The organism is Streptomyces sp. NPDC101234, assembly GCF_044767525.1.
GTDB classification, from domain to species: Bacteria; Actinomycetota; Actinomycetes; order Streptomycetales; family Streptomycetaceae; genus Streptomyces; species Streptomyces sasae.
The window spans coordinates 83,756-103,645 of the sequence record NZ_JBIWOA010000017.1; the positions used below are offsets into that span (position 1 = coordinate 83,756).

The window sequence follows — 19,890 nt, forward strand, 5'->3', positions numbered from 1 at the left end:
AGCAAGGCGGTCAATCCCCTGCACACGACTTGTCGACCCCGCGGCCACACCCCGACACCGGGCCGCACCGGGCCGCTCAGAGTCCGAGCACCGCCCGCATCACCGCCTTGGCGATCGGCGCCGCGTCCCCGCCGCCGCTGATGTCGGACCGCTCGGCCGCCGCGTCCTCCACCACGACCGCCACCGCGACCTTCGGCTCCATGTCGGTGTCCGCCTGCGCCCAGGACACGAACCAGGCGTACGGCACCCCGGCGTTGCCGATGCCGTGCTGCGCGGTGCCGGTCTTGCCGCCGACCGTGGCGCCGCGGATCGCCGCGTTGGTGCCGGTGCCCTCCCGGACCACGTCGACCATGAGCTCCTTCATCCGGACGGCCGTCGAGGGGCTCATCACCTGCCGCACCGGCCCCGCACCGCCCGTGTCGACCGTCTCGCCGGTCCGCCGCACGGTCCGGTCCACGAGATACGGCGGCCGGGCCAGCCCCCCGTTCGCCACCGCCGCCGCGACCATCGCCATCTGCAGCGGGGTGGCGCGGGTGTTGTACTGCCCGATCGACGACAGCGCCAGCTGCGCCTTGTCCACGTGCGTGTCGAAGGTGCTCGGCGCGGTGGCGAAGGGGATCCGCTGCCGCGTGTCGTTGAAGCCGAACGCCTGGGCCGTCGACGTCATGTCCGCCACCCCCACGTCCACGCCCAGCTTCGCGAAGACCGTGTTGCAGGACCACTCGAAGGCCGCCCGCAGCGAGGCGTCCCCGCAGCCGTCCCCCTCGTTGGTCAGCCGGGTCCTGGTGCCCGGCAGCCGGTAGGGGTCGGGGGAGTCGGTCGGCGCGTCCAGGTCGGTGACCACCCCCGCGTCCAGCGCGGCCGCCGCGGTGACCACCTTGAAGGTGGAGCCCGGCGGATACGTCTGCCGTACCGCGCGGTTGAGCATCGGCTTCTCCGGGTCGTCGTTGAGACGTGCCCAGGCCGAGGTCACCGCCTCGCTGTTGCCGGACAGTTCGGAGGGGTCGTACGACGGGGTGGAGACCAGGGCGAGGATCCGGCCGGTCTCCGGTTCGATCGCGGCGACCGCGCCCTTGCGTCCGTCGAGGCTCCGGTAGGCGGCCTCCTGGGCCTCCCGGTTCAGTGTCGTCACCACGTCACCGCCGGGGTTCTGCGCCCGGCTGACGTCGTTCCACAGCGGGAACGGCGACAGCAGCGGGTCGGTGCCGGAGAGCAGGCCGTCCTCGGCGTGCTCCAGGAACGCCGTGCCGTACTGCTGGGAGGCGAAGCCGGTCACCGGGGCGTACAACGGCCCCTGCGGGTACGTGCGTTCGTAGCGCAGTTGCTCCCCGGTGTCCCGGGAGCCGGTGACCGGCACGCCGCCGACCAGGATGTCGCCGCGGGGGATGCTGTAACGGGCGATGGCGGTACGGCGGTTGGCGGGATTGCCGTCGTAGGCATGGGCCCGGACGACCTGGACGCGGGCCGCGTTGACGAGGAGGGCGAACAGCAGCAGGGCGCAGAAGGCGCGGGCCCGCCTGATGTACGCGGCGGTCCCCTGGCGCCGGCTCATGGGGCCACCTGCCCGTCGTACTGGCTGCGGGCCGAGTCGCTCACCCGGATCAGCAGGGCCACGATCGCCCAGTTGGTGACGACCGAGGAGCCGCCCTGGGCGAGGAACGGCATCGCCATGCCGGTGAGCGGGATCAGCCCGGTCACCCCGCCCGCGATCACGAACACCTGGAGGGCGACGATCGAGGCCAGCCCGATGGCGAGCAGCCGGCCGAAGGGGTCGCGCAGGGCGAGGCCGGCCCGGTAGCCGCGCTCGACGAGCAGGCCGTAGAGGATGAAGATCGCGGACAGCCCGGCGAGGCCCAGTTCCTCGCCCGCCGTGGCCAGGATGAAGTCCGACTTCGCCGCGAAGCCGATGAGGACGGAGTGGCCGAGGCCCAGCCCCGAGCCGAGGATGCCGCCGGCCGCGAACGCGAAGAGCGACTGGGCGAGTTGGTTGGGACCCTGGCCGGCGTCGATCGACGCGAACGGATGCAGCCAGTCCTCGATACGGCCGTGCACATGCGGTTCGAGAGGGCCGACGGCCACGGCCCCGAACGCGGCGAGCACCAGGCCGACGGCGATCCAGCCGGTGCGCCCGGTGGCGACGTACAGCATGACGACGAAGAGCCCGAAGAAGAGCAGGGATGTGCCCAGGTCGCGTTCCAGGATCAGCACCCCGACGCTCACCAGCCAGATCGTGACGATCGGACCGAGCACCCGGCCCGTCGGGAACTGCATGAACCACAGCCGGCGGCCCGCGTACGCGAGCGCGTTGCGGTTGGCCGCGAGATACGCGGCGAAGAACACCGCCAGCAGCACCTTCGCGAACTCGCTGGGCTGGATGGAGAATCCGGCGATCCGGATCCAGATCCGCGCGCCGTTGACGGCCGGGAAGAGGATCGGGAGGAGCAGCAGGACGAGCGCGGCGGCCACGCAGACGTAGGCGTAGCGCTGCAGGACCCGGTGGTCGCGCAGTATCAGCACGACCATGATGAACAGGCCGACGCCCAGCGTGGACCAGACGAGTTGGGCGGGGGCCGCGTGGTCGCCGGGGGTCGCCAGGTCCAGCCGGTAGATCAGGACCAGGCCGAGTCCGTTGAGCAGCACGCCGATCGGGAGCGGCAGCGGATCGGCGTACGGTGCGCGCAGGCGTACGGCGAGATGGGCGACGAGCGCGAGGACGCCGAGGCCGGCGCCGTAACCGACGGCACCGGGCGGGACGGTACCGGTCCTTGCCAGGCCCACCGCGCAGTAGCCGTACACGGAGAGCAGGACGGCCAGCACGATCAGGGCGAGTTCGATGCCGCGGCGCCGGGGGAGACGTACGGCGGAGGTGGGGGACTCGGGCGCCGCCAGGGTGGTTCCGGCCTTGGTCATGTCCGGAACTTACCTAAATGGAGGGAGTTGGGTCTCGTGTGACTGGCGCCAGCGTGGCGTGCGTCCGGCGATGTGGGGGCTGCACTGGTCCCACCTGAAGGGGCGCGGGGAACTGCGCGACAAGCCCCCACCGGCCCGCAGCCGCGTGACGCACCTCCGCCACTCCTACGGAAGCGTCAGAACCGCCACGGCCCCCCCATCCACCGCGTTCGCGAACGACAGCCGCGCACCCAGCACCTCCGCCTGCCCCACCGCGATCGTCAGCCCCAGCCCGTGCCCCTTGGCCCCGCCCTCCGTCCGGAACCGCTGCGGGCCGTGGGTGACCAGGTACTCGGGGAACCCGCCCCCGTGATCGCGCACGGTGACCTCTTTCCCCTCCACCGTCAGCACCACCGGCGCACGCCCGTGCCGGTGCGCGTTGGCCACCAGATTCCCCAGCACCCGTTCCAGCCGCCGCCGGTCGGTCTCCACCCACACGTCCCGGACGACCTTCACCTCGGTCTCCGTCCCGGACGCCCGCACCACCCGTTCGGCCAGCGCGCCCAGCGCCTCCGCGTCGGTCTCCAGCCGCTCCCGGCCCGTGTCCAGACGGGAGATCTCCAGCAGGTCCTCGGTGAGCGTGCGCAGCGCGGCGACCCGGTCCCGCACCAGTTCCGTCGGCCGTCCCGGAGGCAGCAGCTCCGCCGCCGCGTGCAGCCCCGTCAGCGGCGTCCGCAGCTCGTGCGCCACGTCCGCCGTGAACCGCTGCTCGCTCAGCAGCTTGTCCTGCAGCGACGCGGCCATCCCGTCCAGCGCCGCGGCGACCGCGGCCACCTCGTCCTGCGGCCGGGTCGGATCCTTCGTACGGGGGTCGTCGACCCGCGCGTCCAGGTCCCCGGCGCTGATCCGCCGGGCCACCTGCGCGGTGCCCTGCAGCCGCCGGGTCACCCGGGTCACCGCGAACGCGCCGACCAGCAGCGTCGTCCCGATCGCCAGCGCCGACGACCAGAGGATGGAGTGGTCGAGCGCGGAGATGGTGTGGGCCTGCTGGGAGTAGTCGACGGCCACCGCCAGCACCCGGTCGCGGTCGGCCGGGCCGGCCGCCCACATCGTGGGGCGGCCGTAGTCGTCGGAGACCATCGTGCCGCGGTCCCCGGCCAGCGCCAGCGCCCGCAGCGCCGACGGCAGCCCCCGCGGATCGATCCTGGCCTCCGGCAGCAGCGTGTCCCCGGCCTCGAAGTCGCTCGTCGCCTCCGCGAGCCGGGACAGCGCCTGGTTGCGGGCCTGCGCGACGGTCTGGTCGGTCACCGACACATGCACCAGCACGCCGAGCAGGGCGGCCAGCGCACAGCACATCACCGTGATGAACGCGGCCGACTTCGCCGCGAGTGTCCCGGCCCAGTGGGGGAGCCTCATCGCTTGCTCGCAACGGGTGCCGGGGTACGGGAGTGGCGTGCCCTGCCGGTGCGCAGGAACTCGTCCCGGGTGAACACCATGGCCTTCTGGTCCGGGTCCCACGCCCAGGTCGTCCGATATTCATACCCGGTGATCCCGGCCGGCGAGCGCACGATCACGGCCCGTCCGGCCAGCTCCACGCCGATGATCGCGTCGTTGTCGTCCAGCACCTGCACCAGCCTGTGCTTCTCGACGGTGTACACCCGCAGCGCGGTCTGGTTCGTCGGATACAGCCGGAAGCCGAGTGTCAGATCGTCCTGCCCGCCCCCGGTCAGATCCCGGTAGTACGGCGTCAGCAGCGGACACCCGGCCCCGCCGCTCGCCCCGCACTCCGCCATCCGGGTCGCGGTCTCGTGGTACGCCCCCTTGGACCCGTAGTCCGCCGGGTCCGCGGCGATCTCCGCCCGTACGACGGCCACCGGGTCCACCTTCCGGATGTCGTCGCCGGGAACGGTGATGCCCTTGACGGTGTGCGAGCTGCCCTCGTCGTAGGGCCAGGCCGGGCTGGCCGCCGGCCGCAGATCGGGCCAGAGCTTCATGGGGCTGACCGCGGTCGGGGTCGCTCCGGCCGCGCGCAGCCCGCCGGAGTCGCCACAGCCCGCCACCACCGTCGCCAGCAGGGCGACGGCACCCGCGACGAGGGCGGTGCGGAAGGGACGACGGGCTGGCACGCTGCTCCTGGCTCGGGTGTACGGGGCCTCGGACGGACCCGGGACCTCGGACGGACCCGTACACCTTATTCGTGGATTAGTAAGGAAGTCCTTTTTGCACCTGAGGACGGACGGTGCAGGGGAGAGGCTACTCGGCCAGTTCCTCGAGGAGTCGGGCGGTGGACAGACCGGCCCGCAGATAGGCGACGAACAGCTCGTTGTGCAGCGCCCAGGGCGAGCGCCGGGCCCGCACCAGCCGGATCGCCTCCTCGGCCGTACGCCCCTGATGGACGAGTGCCTGCGCGACCACCAGCCCCGACCGGTTGTACCCGCTGTAGCAGCGCACCAGCACCGACCGCCCGGCGTCCAGGGCCTCGCTCGCCGCCCTGGCCAGCCGTATCACCCCGGCCAGCTGCGTACCGTCCAGCGGCCCGTCGGGAATCGGCCACACATGGTGCTCGACATCCGGATCGGGCCCGTGCCCGGGCAGCCGCAGCAGACTCTGCACGAGATCGAACTCGTCCCGCACCACGGCGGCCTCCAGCTGCCCCGAGAGCCCCCGGAACTCATGGCCGCCCATCCACAGCCCGGGCAGCACCTCGCTCCACGGACTGTCCGGCGGCGGCACCTCGTACTGCTTCCCACGGATCCGCACCGGCGCCTCCCCGTTGCGCGCGCCAACCCCTGTCAAAGGTAGCCGGGTTCTTGCCCCTGGAGCACCCCGCCTGTTCCCATGGTCGAGGGGTGATGACGCTATGAGCGGACTGCGCGTCGTGCCGACCTGGCGCCACGGCCAGGAGCGGCTGTACGTCTGTCTCACGGACGGAAGGAACGTCGCCTGGTACGACCGTGAGGCGGGCCGGGTCAACCTGCTCAGCGAGGAGCGGCTGGACGACGTACTCGAAACCCTGCGGCCGTTCCTGACCGGCCCGGTCACGGTCGGCCCGCCGCCGGTGCCCACGCCCGCCGAACTGGCGCGGCTGTCCCTGCACCCCGACGACGACCTGGCGCCCAACCGCCCCGGCGAGGCCCTGCTGATCGCCCTCGACCGGGACCCCGGCCCGGCCCACCGGCTCCGCCCCGACCCGCGCCGCCGCGCCCTGACCGCCGAACAGACCGTCGGCGAGGCGCTGGACCGCCTGGACGGCGCGGGCTGGCACGCGCTGCACTCCGTCCCGCTCCCCGGCGGCGACCGTCTCCACCACCTGCTGATCGGCCCCGGCGGCATCTTCTGCTTCCACTCGCTCTACGCCCGCAAGCAGAAGGTTCTGGTCGCCGACCCGATGGTCACCCTGGGCCGCCACGACCCCCAGCCGGTCCTGCGCCGCCTGCGCGCGGACGCCGACCGGGCCTCGTACGCCCTCACGGCCGAGGTCCACCCCGTCCTGACCCTGACCGACCCGGCGGACATCATGGTGCGGACCGCGCCCCGGGAGGTCCGTGTCCTCCGCGACCGGGACCTGGGCACCCTGTCCCGGCTGGGCGGGGTCCTCAAGCCGGCGGACGTCGAGGCGCTGCATGCGATGGCACGGGACCGCAACACGTGGGGGAGGGTGTGACCGGGGGGTGCAACCGGGGGAGGGCGTGACCACTTCGCGGGCCGGCCCTCACGGCAGCCGCGCGGCCGGCCCTCACGGCAGGGGTGCCGCCCGCCCTCACGGCAGCGGTGCCGCCCGCCCCGCGTCCAGCAGCGGCGCCAGCAGATCCCCTTGGTCCTGGACGCGCGGCGCGATGTCCCCCGCCCGGAACGCCAGCCGCGCCGGCGCCCGGCACTGTGCGACCTCCTCCCAGGTCACCGGCGCCGACACCAGCGGCTCCCGCCGCGCCCGCAGCGTGTAGGGCGTGGCCGTCGTCTTCCGTGCCGCGTTCTGGCTCCAGTCCACGAACACCTTCCCCGGCCGCAGACTCCGTGTCATCCGGTGCACCACCAGCCGCGGCATCGCCCGCTCCGCCGCCACGGCCAACTCCTTCGCGTACTCGCTCACCCGCTCGCCGGTCGCCCCCCGCACCGCCGCCAGCAGATGCAGCCCCTTCGACCCCGACGTCTTGGCGTACGCCGCGATCCCGTCCGCGGCCAGCCGCTCCCGCAGCCACAGCGCCACCTCGCAGCACTGCACCACCGTCGCCGGCGCCCCCGGATCCAGGTCGAAGACGATCCGGTCGGCCTCGTCGGGCGCCCCCACCAGCCACTGGTGCGTATGGAACTCGGCGACCAGATTCGCCGCCCACATCAGGCTCGCGAGGTCCTGCACGAGCACCATCCGCGCCGGCCCCTCCGACCGGCGCACCTCGGCGGTCGTGACCCACTCGGGCGTACCCGGCGGCACGTTCTTGGTGAAGAACACCTGGCCCTCCGGCCCGTCCGGATACCGCAGGAAGGACACCGGCCGGTCCCGCAGATGCGGCAGCAGGACGCCGGCCGTCGTCGCGTAGTAGTGCAGCAGCTCGCCCTTGGTGAACCCGGTCGCCGGATACAGCACCTTCTCCAGGTTGCTGAGCGCGACCCTTCGCCCGTCCACCTCTGTGATCGGCGTCATACGATGACAATCTCATACATACCCATACGGTCCGGACGGAGGGGAACCGCACGTGCGATCCATCTGGAACGGCGCGATCTCCTTCGGTCTCGTCAGCATCCCGATCAAGCTGGTGAACGCCACGGAGAGCCACTCGATCTCCTTCCGCCAGGTCCACGCGGAGGACAACGGCCGCATCCGCTACCGCAAGTTCTGCGAGCTGGAGGACCGCGAGGTCACCCAGTCGGAGATCGGCAAGGGGTACGAGGACGCCGACGGCACGATCGTCCCGATCACCGACGAGGACCTGTCCCACCTGCCCATCCCCACCGCCCGCACGATCGAGATCGTCGCCTTCGTCCCGGCCGACCGGATCGACCCGCTCCAGATGGAATCGGCGTACTACCTGGCCGCGAGCGGCGCGCCCGCGGCGAAGCCGTACACCCTCCTCAGGGAGGCCCTGAAACGCAGCAAAAAGGTGGCCATCGCCAAGTACGCGCTGCGCGGCCGTGAACGCCTGGGCATGCTCCGGGTGGTCGGCGACGCCATCGCCATGCACGGCCTGCTCTGGCCGGACGAGGTCCGCGCCCCCGAGGGCGTCGCCCCCGACGTCGACGTCACGGTCCGCGACAAGGAGCTCGACCTCGCGGACGCCCTGATGGACACCCTGGGCGAGGTCGACCTGAAGGACCTGCACGACGAGTACCGGGAGGCGCTGGAGGAGGTCATCGCGGCCAAGGCGGCCGGCGAGACCCCACCGGAGGCCCCGTCCCCGGCACCGGGCGGCAAGGTCCTCGACCTGATGGCGGCCCTGGAGAAGAGCGTCCGCGCGGCGAAGGAGTCGAGGGGCGAGGAGGCGGAGGTGACTCCGCTGCCGAGCAAGAAGGCGACGGCGAAGAAGACGGCGACCTCGAAGAAGACGACGGCGAAGAAGACCGCGAGCAAGGCGGCCACTTCGAAGAAGACGACAGCCAAGAAGACGACGGCGAAAAAGACAGCACCCCGCAAACGCCCCGCATGACAGCGCGCCCCTTCAGGGGCGCGGGGAACTGCGCGACCAGCCCCCACCGGCCCGCAGCCGACCGACAACCTGCGGACGCGCACCACTCCCGACCCGCCGACCATGAAAGACGTGTCGACACCCCCGGCTGCTGCCGCTACCGCGCACGCCGTGGGTTCGCCGGCTCGACCCGCACGACGATGGACTTCGTGACCGGCGTCTTGCTGGTCTCCGCCGTGGCGTCCAGCGCGGCCAGCACGTTGGTCTCCGGGTAGTACGCGGCCGCACAGCCGCGCGGTGTCGGATACCGCACCACCCGGAACCCGGACGCCCGCCGCTCACCGTCCGGATGGACACTGACGAGGTCGACCAGGTCGCCGTTCCGCAGCCCCAGTTCCCGGATGTCCTCCCGGCTCAGGAAGACCACGCGCCGCCCGCCCCTGATCCCCCGGTACCGGTCGTCGAGGCCGTAGACCGTGGTGTTGAACTGGTCGTGCGAGCGTACGGTCGTGAGCAGCAGATGCCCCGGCGGGACATCCACCCCGGTCGGCGGGTTGACGGTGAAGTGGGCCCTGCCGGTCGCCGTCGGGAAGGTGCGGGAGTCGCGGGGCGGCCGGGGCAGCATGAACCCGCCCGGCTGCCGTACCCGCTCCTCGAAGGCGTGGAAGCCCGGGACGACATGCTCGATATGACGGCGGATCAGGGTGTAGTCGTCGCGCATGGCGTGCCAGCCGAGGCCGTCGCCGAAGAGTTCGTGCCCCAGATCGGCGATGATCGCGACCTCGCTGCGCAGCTGCGGTGAACCGGGCGCGAGCCGGCCGCGGGAGGCGTGCACCATCGCCATCGTGTCCTCGACGGTGACGAACTGCTCGCCGCTCGCCTGCCGGTCGCGCTCCGTGCGGCCGAGGCAGGGCAGGAGCAGCGCCTCCCTGCCGTGACACAGGTGGGACCGGTTGAGCTTGGTGGCGATGTGGACGGTGAGGGCGCAGTTGGCCAGCGCCGCCTCGGTGACGTTCGTGTCGGGCGTGGCCGCGGCGAAGTTGCCGCCGAGGCCGACGAAGACGTCGATCCTGCCGTCGCGCATGGCCCGGATCGAGTCGACGGTGGCCAGTCCGTGGGCGCGCGGCGGCTCGAACCCGAACTCGTCGCGCAGTCGGTCCAGGAACGCGTCGGGCATCCGCTCCCAGATGCCCATGGTGCGGTCGCCCTGGACGTTGCTGTGCCCCCGGATCGGGGCCGGCCCGGTCCCCGGGCGTCCTACGTTCCCGCGCAACAGCAGAAAGTCGACGATCTCCCGGATCGTGGCGACCGCGTTGCGATGCTGGGTGAGCCCCATCGCCCAGCAGACGACGACCCGGTCGGCGGCGAGCACATCGTCCGCGCACTTCTCGATCCGGCGCCGGGACAGCCCGCTCAGCGCCTCGATCCGCGACCAGTCCAGGCTCCGCCAGGCGGCCGCGGCCTCCTCGAACCCGTCGCAGTACCGCTCGATGAAGTCGCGGTCGAGCACGGTCCCGGGCCGCGCGTCCTCCCGCTCGACGAGCACCCGGTTGAGCCCCGCGAACAGCGCCAGGTCGCCGTTGACGCGCACCGGCAGATACCGGTCGGCGAGCCGGGTCCCCCGCCCGACCAGCCCTTTCACGGTCTGCGGATTGCGGAACCGCCCGAACGCGGCCTCCGGCAGCGGATTCGCGGCGATGATCCGCGCACCCCGCTGCTTGGCCTCCTCCAGCGCGGTGAGCATCCGGGGATGGCAGGTCCCGGGGTTCTGCCCGACGATCATGATCAGATCGGCGTGCTCGGTGATGTCGTCGTACGAGATGAGCCCCTTGCCGACGCCGAGCGTCTCGGTGAGCGCGGCTCCGCTCGACTCGTGGCACATGTTCGAGCAGTCCGGCAGGTTGTTCATCCCGAGCCGCCGCGCCAGCAGCTGGTACAGGAACGCGGCCTCATTGCTCGTACGACCGCTGGTGTAGAACACGGCCCGGTTCGGATCGGCCAGCCCGCGCAGCCGCTCGGCGACGATCGCGAGGGCGTCCTTCCAGGTGATGGGCGTGTAGTGAGTGGAGTCCGGTGCGAGATACATCGGCTGGGTCAGCCGCCCCTGGGCCTCCAGCCAGTGCCCGTCCCGCTCCCGCAGCTCGCTCATGGAGTGCGCGGCGAAGAAGGCGGCGTCGACCCGTTTACGGGTGGCCTCCCAGGCGACGGCCTTCACCCCGTTCTCGCAGAACTCCGCGGTCTTCCGGTGTCCGGGGTCGGGATCTCCCCAGGCGCAGCTGGGGCAGTCGAACCCGTCGGCCTGGTTCAAGGACAACAGCGTCCGGACACTCCGCCCGGCCCCCATCTCCGCCAGCGAATACCGCGCGGATTCGGTGATGCTGTGAATCCCCACGGTGGACGACTCGGGCCCGGACCCGGTAGGCGCAGGCTCGCCGGACTGCTCGGCCATGACTGCCTCTTTTCACGCTTCCGGCCTTGCTTTCGAGTTTCCACCCGGAGAACGCCTACGCGCTGCCGAGGCCCGCGCCGGGCATCCGTGAACTGCTGCATTGGCATGACCGGTGTCACCGGGGCGGGGGACTGGAACGCCGCCTGTCGAGCCGGACCTCCCCTATGGGTGTGACGATCACACAAAGGTGACAAGGCGACTCCGGCCCGTCACCACACCTGGCAGGAGGGCCAATCGATGAACCGCACTCCCAAGTGTCTGCTCGGCGTCACCGCAGCGATGGTCATAGGCACGGCGGGCCTGCTCGGCACCGGTGCGGGTGCTGCCGGCGCCACAAGTGCCGCTGGAGCCGATGGGACCACTCGTGCCGCTGGAGCCGTTCGTGCAGCTCGAACCACTGGTGCTGTTGGAGCCACTGGCGCTGTTGGTGCCACCGGTGCTGTTGGTGCTGCCGGCAGCGGGCACTCCGGCAGGGCGCACGGCGCGCACTGCGACCGCGCCGAGCAGGACATGTGGAGCGGCGACCCCAGCCGCAACCTGACCGGCCACGGCTGCAGCATCGCGACGGAGCGGAACCGCTGGTTCGTCATCGAGATCGACACCCTCGTACGGAAGTACTACAAGGGGGACACCGCGGGCGGAGGGGTCACCCGGACCGAGACCCTGCACAACAGGACCGCCAGGTGCATGGGTCATATCGCCGACGACAAGTCGGTGAACTGGTTCGGATGCCCGCCCTCCTGACACCCCGGTGAGGGCTGTGACACCCGGGGTGTCACAGCCCTCGCTCATGGGCGCCCGGAACCGTCGTACACCGCGGGAAGTCCCGACACCGATCAGCATGCTGTGCCACGTACACAGCACGACCCTCGCGCCTGGCTGGGAAATTCCCCGAAGCGAGCCTGAGGCCGGGGTCACGGCAGGTGGTACGGATACTCCGCGCCCGCCGGGAGGGCAGTGGCGCGGAGGGGGGTATTCCCGTTATTCGCGTGACGGGTCCGGCTTGTTCGCGCGACCGGCCCGGCATGTCTCCGACAGGATGGGCGAATGTCGGAGCACATTGGATTCGCGCAATCTGCCTGACCGGGCGTCACGACCCATGCGGCGCACGGTGGTTGACTTCACATAGGGGGATGCAATGTCACGAAGTCACGTACGTGCCGCTTCTGTTGGCGCAGCCGGCGTACTGGCGGCCATAGCCGGTGTCACAGGGGCCGCCCCGGTCCGTGCTCAAGTCGGCCAGGACTCCGGCGGAAAGGACGTCGGCTACTTCGCGTACCAGCCGCTGGCCGAGCAGAACAGGATGGTCGGGTTCCTCTCCGACCGGCCGCTGCCGGAGAACGTGGTCACGCCGGTGTCCGGTCTCCCGTCCTCCGCGCGAAGACTGCTCGCGGGCCGGAGCGCGGTGACTCCGCAGACGGACACACCCCGCGGATACAAGCTCCGCAAGGGGAACACCCCCACGAACTACATCTACAAGTCCGCCGACGTGTATGCCATCGAGGCCGACTGCGACTCGGACGGCTGCCGTCCGGTACAGCAGGTCAAACTCGCGATCAAGGAGTACGTGCGAGGGCGGACGTCGAAGATCTGGGAGATCACCTTCTACGCGAGCCGCTATTCGGGCCCGTCCCATTTCCACATGGAGTACTACTACGAGTGCGGCGTCAACATCTCTGGCGCAAAAGACAAAACATGCTCGACCTGGAAGCACGACGGCGCACAGGGCCACGCGGGTCCGGCCACCGCCGTCAACAAGCAGTACATCGTGAAGAACTTCGGCAAGACGCCCGTGGTCACCAAGTTCCCCATGGTCAATCTCCTGGTGACCTTCAACGACGGTTCCGAGGCGATCGGTGACGACGGGAAACCCGGCGAGAAGTTCCGTGGCTGGGACGTCTGTGTCACCAAGACGACCACGAAGCTGTGCCACAGTACCGGCGACGGCAGTTGAGCGGATGACGGTGGAGGAGACCATGGCGAGCTGGACCGAGCTGCGGGAACTCCTCCGTCGCATGCCCAAACCCGCCGTGGAAGGACGCCATGTCTCCGTCCAGCCCCGCCGGGACGACGGACAGGGCTGGCCGCCCGCCAGCCCGGTCCGCCTGTCCGCGCGTTTCGCCTACCGGCCCCCGGGCGACTGGTTCCTCGATCACGGCGACGGGGACATCACCATCGGGGCGGGCGATCCCGCAGACGGGTCCCACGCCGAGGACTCGCCGAGTGGACTCGACTTCGGCCCGCAGTTCCCCTGGGATCTCGCCCCGTCCCCGGAACGCCTGATCACCTGCGCCGACAGCCCGGCGCTGGCGGAGGCCACCGCCTTGGCCGAGCCGACGAAGGTACGCCATCACGGGCGTGACGCCTGGGCGGTCACGGTCCGGACGCCGTCCCTGCCGTACCCGCTGCACGTGGTCGTCGACCCTACGGCCGGCATCCTTCTGTCGGCCGAGGTGGAAGAGGCCGGCTACCGCGAGGAACTGTTCGAACTGGCCTTCCCCGCACAGCTGCCGGACAGCCGTTTCGAGTGGAACGACGCCCTGGAAGCGGCCGAGAAAGCCCATCAGATCCGGCGCGACCAGATCGTCGCGTCCCATGGTGAACGGTCCTTGCCCCTCCCGGAGTTCTGGCCCGGCGGCCTCGACCACTTCGAGCCCAAAGCGTTCGACGGCGACCCAGCCACCGGCCTGCTCGCGATGGACTTGTACAACGACAACGCCCCGGCTGACACGCCGACCATGGCGGTGCTGATCCGGCAACGTCCGGACACCCCGTTCTTCGAACCCGGCTGGGTCTCGGACCCGGAAGCGTTCGTGCACCACTGGGAGGACAGCACCTGGCAGTGGACCCTCGCCTTGTGGGGCCGACCGCTGGCCCCCGAAGAGCTCGACCGCGTCATCAACTCCATGCCGAGGGACTGAGGACACCGATTCGCACCGGTTCCGACCGCGTCCTTGCTGGAAATCACTGCATGGACGACGAATCGATCTGTGGTGGACCCGGAACGGCACGGGGGCGGTTGCCGACTTGTTTCCCGCCGCGCCCCGTGGTTCTCCACGGGATCTGGCCCACATCTGGCACGTCCGTCCGGTGCGCCCCCTGCTGTCGGCCGGGCGCGTGGGTTCTGGTCCTACGGTCCGGTTCCGGCATCTCGACCACCGGCCGGCGTTCCGCAGCCGGGTGCCTGCTGGACGGCAACCGGCTCCACGTCATCGGCCTTGCTTCTGTTGCTTACGACGCAACCCAACGGCACCGGCGACGGCGGTGAAGAGAGTTCCGCCCACTGTCACAGGGAGGTCGGAGGCGAAGGGCCTCAGCGGGGGGTGTTCAAGAAGGGCTCGGCCGAACACGATCCCGATCAGGGCGCCTGTCAGTGTGATCGCCCACAGGAGCAGTACAAGTAACCATGTGCTCCGGGTGCTCAGCCAAAGAGTCATTGGATCATCATGCCCCCGACGCACCGCCGACCACAGCCCGCTCGCGCCGGGTCGCCGGTTCGGTAGAACGCTTACGTGGGTTGTCGCCGAGCTGGGGAGTGTCTTCGGATCGGGCACGTGAGGGACACAGAGCTTCTTCATCCCGAAGCAAATCGGGGGTGCCGGGCATGTGCGCGAGGCTCCTTGCACGGGCGCCGACGCCGGCGCTGGATGTCGGCGTCGGCGTCGGCGGATGGCGGCTTGTGCCGCCGTCCGTTACTGACCGGTGCCGCACCTGTACAGGGCCTGGGTGCCGGCGACGTCCGTGCCGCCGTAGGTGGAGGCAGGGACGGGGGTGCAGGTGGACTGGACCCAGCTGGTGATCTGCGTCGTGGCCGTGCTCGCTGACGTCGTCCCGCTTCCGCCGCCGAAGAAGGCGCCCATGCCACGACCGCCACCCACCAGGACGTAGTGCAGCTTGCCGGAAGCCACGAGCTGTCGGAACTGCGCCTCGGTCGGGAAGGGCACCCGGCCGCTGAACCCGCCGAGCGGCAGGACGCGGGCGCCGGTGGCGAGGATGTACGGGGAGGCGGAGTTCCACCCCGTGGTCGCGAACACGTACTCGGCCGAGCCTTGGTGGGCGGTGGTGTAGTGCAGCAACTTTCGCTGGGATGCGGTGAGTTCACCGCTAGCATCCATGCCACCGAACCCGCCGAACCCGGCGCCGCCGCCCCGGCCGACGGCTGCCGTCGCCGCCCCGGCGCGAGCCGTGCCGTCGCCCCAGAGCACTTGGCCGCGCCGACCGCTCGCCGATGTCACCGAACCGTGGCCGCGGTTCGTGCCGGACGGGCCGACCGCGCCCATGCCGGTGCTGCCGTACGCCGGGTTGAAGACCTGCACCGCCCACGCGCCCGGCGCGATCAGCACCGCCGCCAGGGCCGCGGCCAGCCCGGCGAGGGCGAGTCGGCCGCCGGTCGGGGTGCGCGTGGGGCGAGCCGGCGCCAGCAGGGCGACGGCGGTGAGCCCCAGCACGCCCACCAGGGGCGCCAGCCACGGCAGGAACGACGAGAACTGCCCCGCGAGGTACGCGCTCCAGGCCGCCGTCGCCGCCACCGCACCCGGCAGCACCCAGGCCCGACGACCGCCGGCCCGGTGGGCACGCCACATCTGCACGACGCCGCCGCCGGTGAGCGCGGCGAGCGGGACCGCGATCACGCCCATGTAGTACGTGTGGCCGCCGACGCTGCCCGCGCTGAAGACCAGGAAGTACGTGGCCAGCCAGGTCCCCCACATCAGGAATCCACCGCGGATGCCGTCGGTGCGCGGCCGGCCGCGCCGCCACAGCAGACCGCAGATGACGGAGATCGCGGCGATCGGGTAGAGCCAGCCGGTCTGCGAGGCGAGCGACGTGCCGAACATCTTCGACCAACCGTTCTGATCACCCCCGCCCCCGCCGCCGCCCTGCCGTGCGACAGCGGCCTGCGCACCCGTGAACTGCCCGTTCTGTACACCGGCCGTGCCGAGACGGCGATGGGCGTAGCTGCCGGAGCCGGACGAGGTGCCGAGACCGCGGTGCGTGCTGTCGGCACCGCCGGCCTGACCGCCTGTCCGTCCGCTCGCCTGGCTGCCGGCCTGGCCGCCGGCCTGACCGCTCAACCCGCCAGTGGTCCGCTCTCCGCGGTGGCCGCCTCCGCCACCCTGCGTCGCACTCACGCTGCCGGTGGAGGCCGCGCTGATGCCGAGCGAGGAGAAGCGGTTCAGAAAGTTGTAGCCGACCACCATGCTGAACGCGGAGTTGTTGGTGGTGCCGTCCACATAGGGCCGGTCCTTGGCCGGGGTGAGGGTGACAGCGAGCATCCAGGACACCGACACGGCGGTCATCACCGCGGCGGCCACGCCGAGGTGCGCCAGCCGCTTGCGCAGCGTGACGGGCGCCGTCACCAGATAGACCAGAGCGAGCGCGGGAAGCACCGCCCACGCCTCCAGCATCTTGGCCTGGAAGCCGACACCGACCCAGACGCCACAGGCCACCAGCGGGCGCAGCCGGCCGTCCCGGGCGGCACGCTGGGCGGCCTCGGCGGCCAGCAATACGCACAGGGTGAAGGCGGGGTCCTCGACCGCGGTACGGAAAAGCCCCACGGCCACCGGCGTCACCAGGAACGCCGTGTCGGCGATCAGCGCCGCGTTCACTCCGGCCCAACGGCGCACCAGCCGGTGCAGCACCAGCAGGCTCGCCACCCCCTCAAGGACCTGGGGCAGCGTCAGCGCCCACGGGTGGAATCCGAAGATCCGCGCCGACAGCGCCTGGGGCCACAGGAATCCCGGCAATTTGTCGAGAGTGATGGAATTCCCCGGGTCGAAAGAGCCGAAGAAGAAAGCCTTCCAGCTCTCGGTCATGCTCCGGGCGGCGTTCGCATAGAACGTGTGGTACTGGCTGTGGTCGATCCCCCAGACGTAGAGCACGGCGGCCAGCACCGTAATGAACAGCAGCGCAGGGCGTGCGTACGCGGGCTGATCCACAGGAGACTTCCACGGCGCGCGGCGACCGGCACGCACCGGTGCGGTCGGGTGGAGAACAGTCGTAGCCATGCACAGCAGTGTTCGATACGACTGACGCTCGCCACGCCGGTTTGCCCCGGTTCTAGAAAATTCTCATGAGACTCAGGAAGTGCCTTTAATGAGCCCTGACAGGATTTCAAACCATGTAGAGGAGTTCATTACCTGTCGCATAAATTCGCTGCGGATTCCCATTGCGCAGGTGGGACTCGTGGTCGGGTGCTGTCACGTTGTCGGATGTGTCATCTCGGCGCGGTGGCCGGTGGCCGGCATCGGGTGACGGCGGGGTCGGAAGTGGAGCGAGATGCCGCTGAACGCGGCCAGGTACCGCTGCCCCGGCATCGTCCGGTCACTGCCCCGTGCTCTACATCGCCCTCGGTCAGTTGGCCGCCGGGAGAGAGCTGGACGCGTACGAGGTGACGGAGGAGCGTGCCGAGGCGGCGCTGAGCATCGGCCAGGGCGAGCGCGAGGCACGGCGCACCATCGCCTCCGGCCTACGAGCAGAAGCCCATCGCTCCTGGACGGTCTACACCTCTACTCCGTGCTCACCGACCCCGAGACGGCCCCCTCCTTTCCTGGCCGGGAGGCCGTCAGGTCGGCAAGCGGAGGGGTATGACCTCGCCCTCCTTTCCGGCATGCCGGAGGGTGGCAGATTCTGCGGCACGATGGCTGTGCAGGATCCGGGCGATGATCGTCACGCCGAGGGCGAGGTCGTCACGGATCAGGAGGTCGAGGTGGTCTTGCACGTGGACGTAACCGCCGCCCTCTGGCCGTGACATGCTGCCGCCGACTTCTGCTCGGCCGAGACCGGCTTCCTGGAGGGCGGTGCTGAGCTCCTCAGCGACCAACTGGCCGAAGCGCCACGGACGTTCCGCCACGGGAAGGGTGAGGGACAGCCGCCAGGATTCGCTGTCGGCCAGCGGGCTCGGGCCGAACCAGCGGGGCATGAGTTCGCCCTGCGGCAGGCTGCTCAGGGTTTCGACCGCCCAGCAGGCCTCTGCCCGGTGACCGGGTTGCGCGACCGCGCGCATCAGGACGGGATGGGTGTACCCGACTGCGGTCAGCGCGTCGGCCAGCGCGGCCAGGTGTTCGTATCCGTCGGGCGCGGTGCAGCGGTCGAGGGCCTGCCGTACTCCCGGAGCCCCGAGTACGCGGTCTCCGGCCGCTGTATCGATGCGCTCTCGGGCCCGGGCGAGCAGCGCTGACCACCCAGCGAACGGAAAGTCCTCCGAGTCTGGCGCACGGAGGGAGTACAGCGGCAGACCGTCGCCATGGTGGTCGCCGAGGTACTGGTCGACGGCCCGGTGACCGTCGGCCCGGCTTGTCCATGCAACCCCGGTGCCGCGCAGATCCCGCAGATCGAACCAGTCGCGTGTCTCCGCCCGCACCCCGCCTTCGCCGTCCCCGGGCCGCATCAGCCCGAACGCCGCGTCCACCAGCGGCGTGACCCCGTCCAGGTCGTCCCCATCGGCAAGGAACGCGAAGCGGCACAGCAACGCCAGCATCGGCCCGGGATGCCGCAGCTCCGGGTCGTGCAGGGCGACCGCCCGGCACAGCAGGTCCAGCTCCGGCCATGGCATCACATGCGGGTGGAAGTGGGCCTGGTCGTCCCAGCCGACCGTCACCGCCTCCGGAAGGCCCGGGGCGGCCAGGGCGAGATCGACGTACTCCAGCGCGAGCGTCAGGTCGAGGACCAGCGCGAAACCGCCACCCAGCTGAAATCGGGCCACATGCGATTCCTGGTCCTCAGCGTCCTCGTCGTAGACGTCGGGTGCGTCGTCGTCGAAGAGGTACACCGGCCAGAAGTCCGGCTCGGCCATACGGGCCGTCAGCGCGTCATCGAGTGGCATGCGGTCACGCTAAACCGCTCCACTGACGTTGCGCACCGAGCACAAACTGAGAGCTTCGCACCCAGAAGCTCCTGGAACGGGGGGTGAGCGATCTGAGCGTCACAGATCAGCGGAGGACTTCCCAAGACTGCATAGGCATTGTGTCGGAGGTCCGTCGCGTGCATCGCAGATAGTGCGCGAACACTGAGAGGCAACGAGAGAGGGCGGGAACCAGTGCGACTGACTCCCACCCTCTTCCGTCGGCATCCGCCCTGGTCAAATGCGAGTTTCGGCATGTGCCCAGGCGGGTGCCCCGGCGGGATTCGAACCCGCGCACACGGCTCCGGAGGCCAAGGTGAGCTGATGACGCGGTTGGCCCGGTGACCTGCGGCGGAAGGGGACGAATGGGGCCTGTTTCGAATCGGTGAGGATCTTTCTGGATGGTGCCTGCTCTAGACCGCCATCATGCCGTGGCTGACGGCGGCTCTTAGGACTCCCATATCGGATCGTGCGTGTCCGGTCGACCATGGAGCCGACGGGGCACTGGCCCTGGAACATCCAGGCGACGCCGTGCGATCTCAGTGAACGACTTACGCTGATCCTCCACCGCGTCGCGCAGCGCAAACCACTGATCTGGCGCCGACGTACGTCGGGTCAGTGTCAAATGAGCCATCCAGATTTGCTCGTCGATCGCGTGAGCGGCATCGGCTATGCCGTGGTCCGCAACCAGACTCACCATGGCCAAGGCGTCGTTCCAGGGACGCCAGTCGACATTGGAGACGCTGACCGGCGATCCTGCCGCGTCCCGAGCGAGGCGGGCTAGAGCAACGAGGACGGCGGCAGACTCCCGAAGGATCTCCGCGCACGCATCTGTTTGTCGGTCCCAAGACCGTTGCACACGTTGTGTCCGGCTGCTGACGTAGGCGCCGGCAACGACCCCGAGCAACGTGGTGAGCACGGCACTACCCGCAGTGACAACGGTGCTCAAGTCGGCATTCACAGCGCATAGTTACCCCGTTTTCGCCGACGCTACGGAAGCACGGGGCTTCGTGCCGGCCTTGGTGCAGTTGCGCGGCAGTAGGTAGGAAGCCTTCAGGCTTCGCGGCCGGACTCATGGCTTCTGGGTCTTC

At 70.4% G+C, this 19,890-nt stretch carries 14 protein-coding genes and 1 tRNA gene; 5 read left to right on the forward strand and 10 right to left on the reverse strand.

Annotated elements, in window-relative coordinates:
* Positions 1-76: 76 nt before the first annotated feature.
* The 5 genes from ACIRR9_RS29110 to ACIRR9_RS29130 form a co-directional block, all read right to left on the reverse strand.
* Positions 77-1,552: a penicillin-binding transpeptidase domain-containing protein gene (locus tag ACIRR9_RS29110; RefSeq protein WP_403251048.1), complete on the reverse strand. Its 1,476-nt coding sequence runs from the start codon at positions 1,550-1,552 to the stop codon at positions 77-79.
* Positions 1,549-2,910 carry an FtsW/RodA/SpoVE family cell cycle protein gene (locus ACIRR9_RS29115; protein WP_403757639.1) on the reverse strand — a complete coding sequence of 454 codons (1,362 nt, stop codon included), beginning with the start codon at positions 2,908-2,910 and terminating at the stop codon, positions 1,549-1,551. The genes ACIRR9_RS29110 and ACIRR9_RS29115 overlap by 4 nt, the downstream gene beginning before the upstream one ends.
* Positions 2,911-3,075: 165 nt before the next feature.
* Entirely contained in the window at positions 3,076-4,305 is a 1,230-nt protein-coding gene (locus ACIRR9_RS29120; RefSeq protein WP_403757642.1) for an ATP-binding protein, read from the reverse strand.
* Positions 4,302-5,015, reverse strand: coding sequence for a hypothetical protein (locus ACIRR9_RS29125; RefSeq protein WP_403757645.1), 714 nt, complete (start codon positions 5,013-5,015; stop codon positions 4,302-4,304). The genes ACIRR9_RS29120 and ACIRR9_RS29125 overlap by 4 nt, the downstream gene beginning before the upstream one ends.
* 127 nt (positions 5,016-5,142) lie before the next feature.
* Complete coding sequence (locus ACIRR9_RS29130) at positions 5,143-5,649, reverse strand: protein phosphatase (RefSeq protein WP_365347703.1); 507 nt, start codon at positions 5,647-5,649, stop codon at positions 5,143-5,145.
* Between the two features lie 100 nt (positions 5,650-5,749).
* Here ACIRR9_RS29130 and ACIRR9_RS29135 point away from each other — a divergent pair, with 100 nt between their 5' ends.
* Entirely contained in the window at positions 5,750-6,553 is an 804-nt protein-coding gene (locus tag ACIRR9_RS29135) for a nuclease-related domain-containing protein (protein ID WP_403757648.1), read from the forward strand.
* 96 nt (positions 6,554-6,649) lie between these two features.
* On the opposite strand, the gene ligD is transcribed toward ACIRR9_RS29135, so the two are convergent.
* A complete protein-coding gene (gene ligD / locus ACIRR9_RS29140; protein WP_403757651.1) occupies positions 6,650-7,531 on the reverse strand; it encodes a non-homologous end-joining DNA ligase in 882 nt (293 codons plus the stop codon).
* Positions 7,532-7,583: 52 nt separating this feature from the next.
* Here ligD and ACIRR9_RS29145 point away from each other — a divergent pair, with 52 nt between their 5' ends.
* Positions 7,584-8,531: a Ku protein gene (locus tag ACIRR9_RS29145; RefSeq protein ID WP_403757654.1), complete on the forward strand. Its 948-nt coding sequence runs from the start codon at positions 7,584-7,586 to the stop codon at positions 8,529-8,531.
* Between the two features lie 136 nt (positions 8,532-8,667).
* Here ACIRR9_RS29145 and ACIRR9_RS29150 read toward each other — a convergent pair whose 3' ends face one another.
* Complete coding sequence (locus ACIRR9_RS29150; protein ID WP_403757657.1) at positions 8,668-10,959, reverse strand: FdhF/YdeP family oxidoreductase; 2,292 nt, start codon at positions 10,957-10,959, stop codon at positions 8,668-8,670.
* A gap of 510 nt (positions 10,960-11,469) precedes the next feature.
* On the opposite strand from ACIRR9_RS29150, the gene ACIRR9_RS29155 reads away from it, so the two are divergent.
* The 3 genes from ACIRR9_RS29155 to ACIRR9_RS29165 all read left to right on the forward strand — a co-directional run bounded on the left by ACIRR9_RS29155 (position 11,470) and on the right by ACIRR9_RS29165 (position 13,880).
* Positions 11,470-11,703 carry a hypothetical protein gene (locus tag ACIRR9_RS29155; RefSeq protein WP_403757660.1) on the forward strand — a complete coding sequence of 78 codons (234 nt, stop codon included), beginning with the start codon at positions 11,470-11,472 and terminating at the stop codon, positions 11,701-11,703.
* 394 nt (positions 11,704-12,097) lie between these two features.
* Entirely contained in the window at positions 12,098-12,913 is an 816-nt protein-coding gene (locus tag ACIRR9_RS29160; protein WP_403757663.1) for a hypothetical protein, read from the forward strand.
* 22 nt (positions 12,914-12,935) lie between these two features.
* The gene (locus tag ACIRR9_RS29165; protein ID WP_403757666.1) at positions 12,936-13,880 is read left to right on the forward strand and encodes a hypothetical protein; all 945 of its coding nucleotides are present in this window, start codon (positions 12,936-12,938) and stop codon (positions 13,878-13,880) included.
* Positions 13,881-14,651: 771 nt separating this feature from the next.
* On the opposite strand, the gene ACIRR9_RS29170 is transcribed toward ACIRR9_RS29165, so the two are convergent.
* The 3 genes from ACIRR9_RS29170 to ACIRR9_RS29180 form a co-directional block, all read right to left on the reverse strand.
* A complete protein-coding gene (locus ACIRR9_RS29170; RefSeq protein ID WP_403757669.1) occupies positions 14,652-16,964 on the reverse strand; it encodes an ArnT family glycosyltransferase in 2,313 nt (770 codons plus the stop codon).
* Positions 16,965-17,521: 557 nt separating this feature from the next.
* Entirely contained in the window at positions 17,522-18,781 is a 1,260-nt protein-coding gene (locus tag ACIRR9_RS29175) for a hypothetical protein (RefSeq protein ID WP_403757672.1), read from the reverse strand.
* Positions 18,782-19,068: 287 nt separating this feature from the next.
* Positions 19,069-19,150 (reverse strand) — tRNA-Arg (locus tag ACIRR9_RS29180).
* Positions 19,151-19,890: the final 740 nt, after the last annotated feature.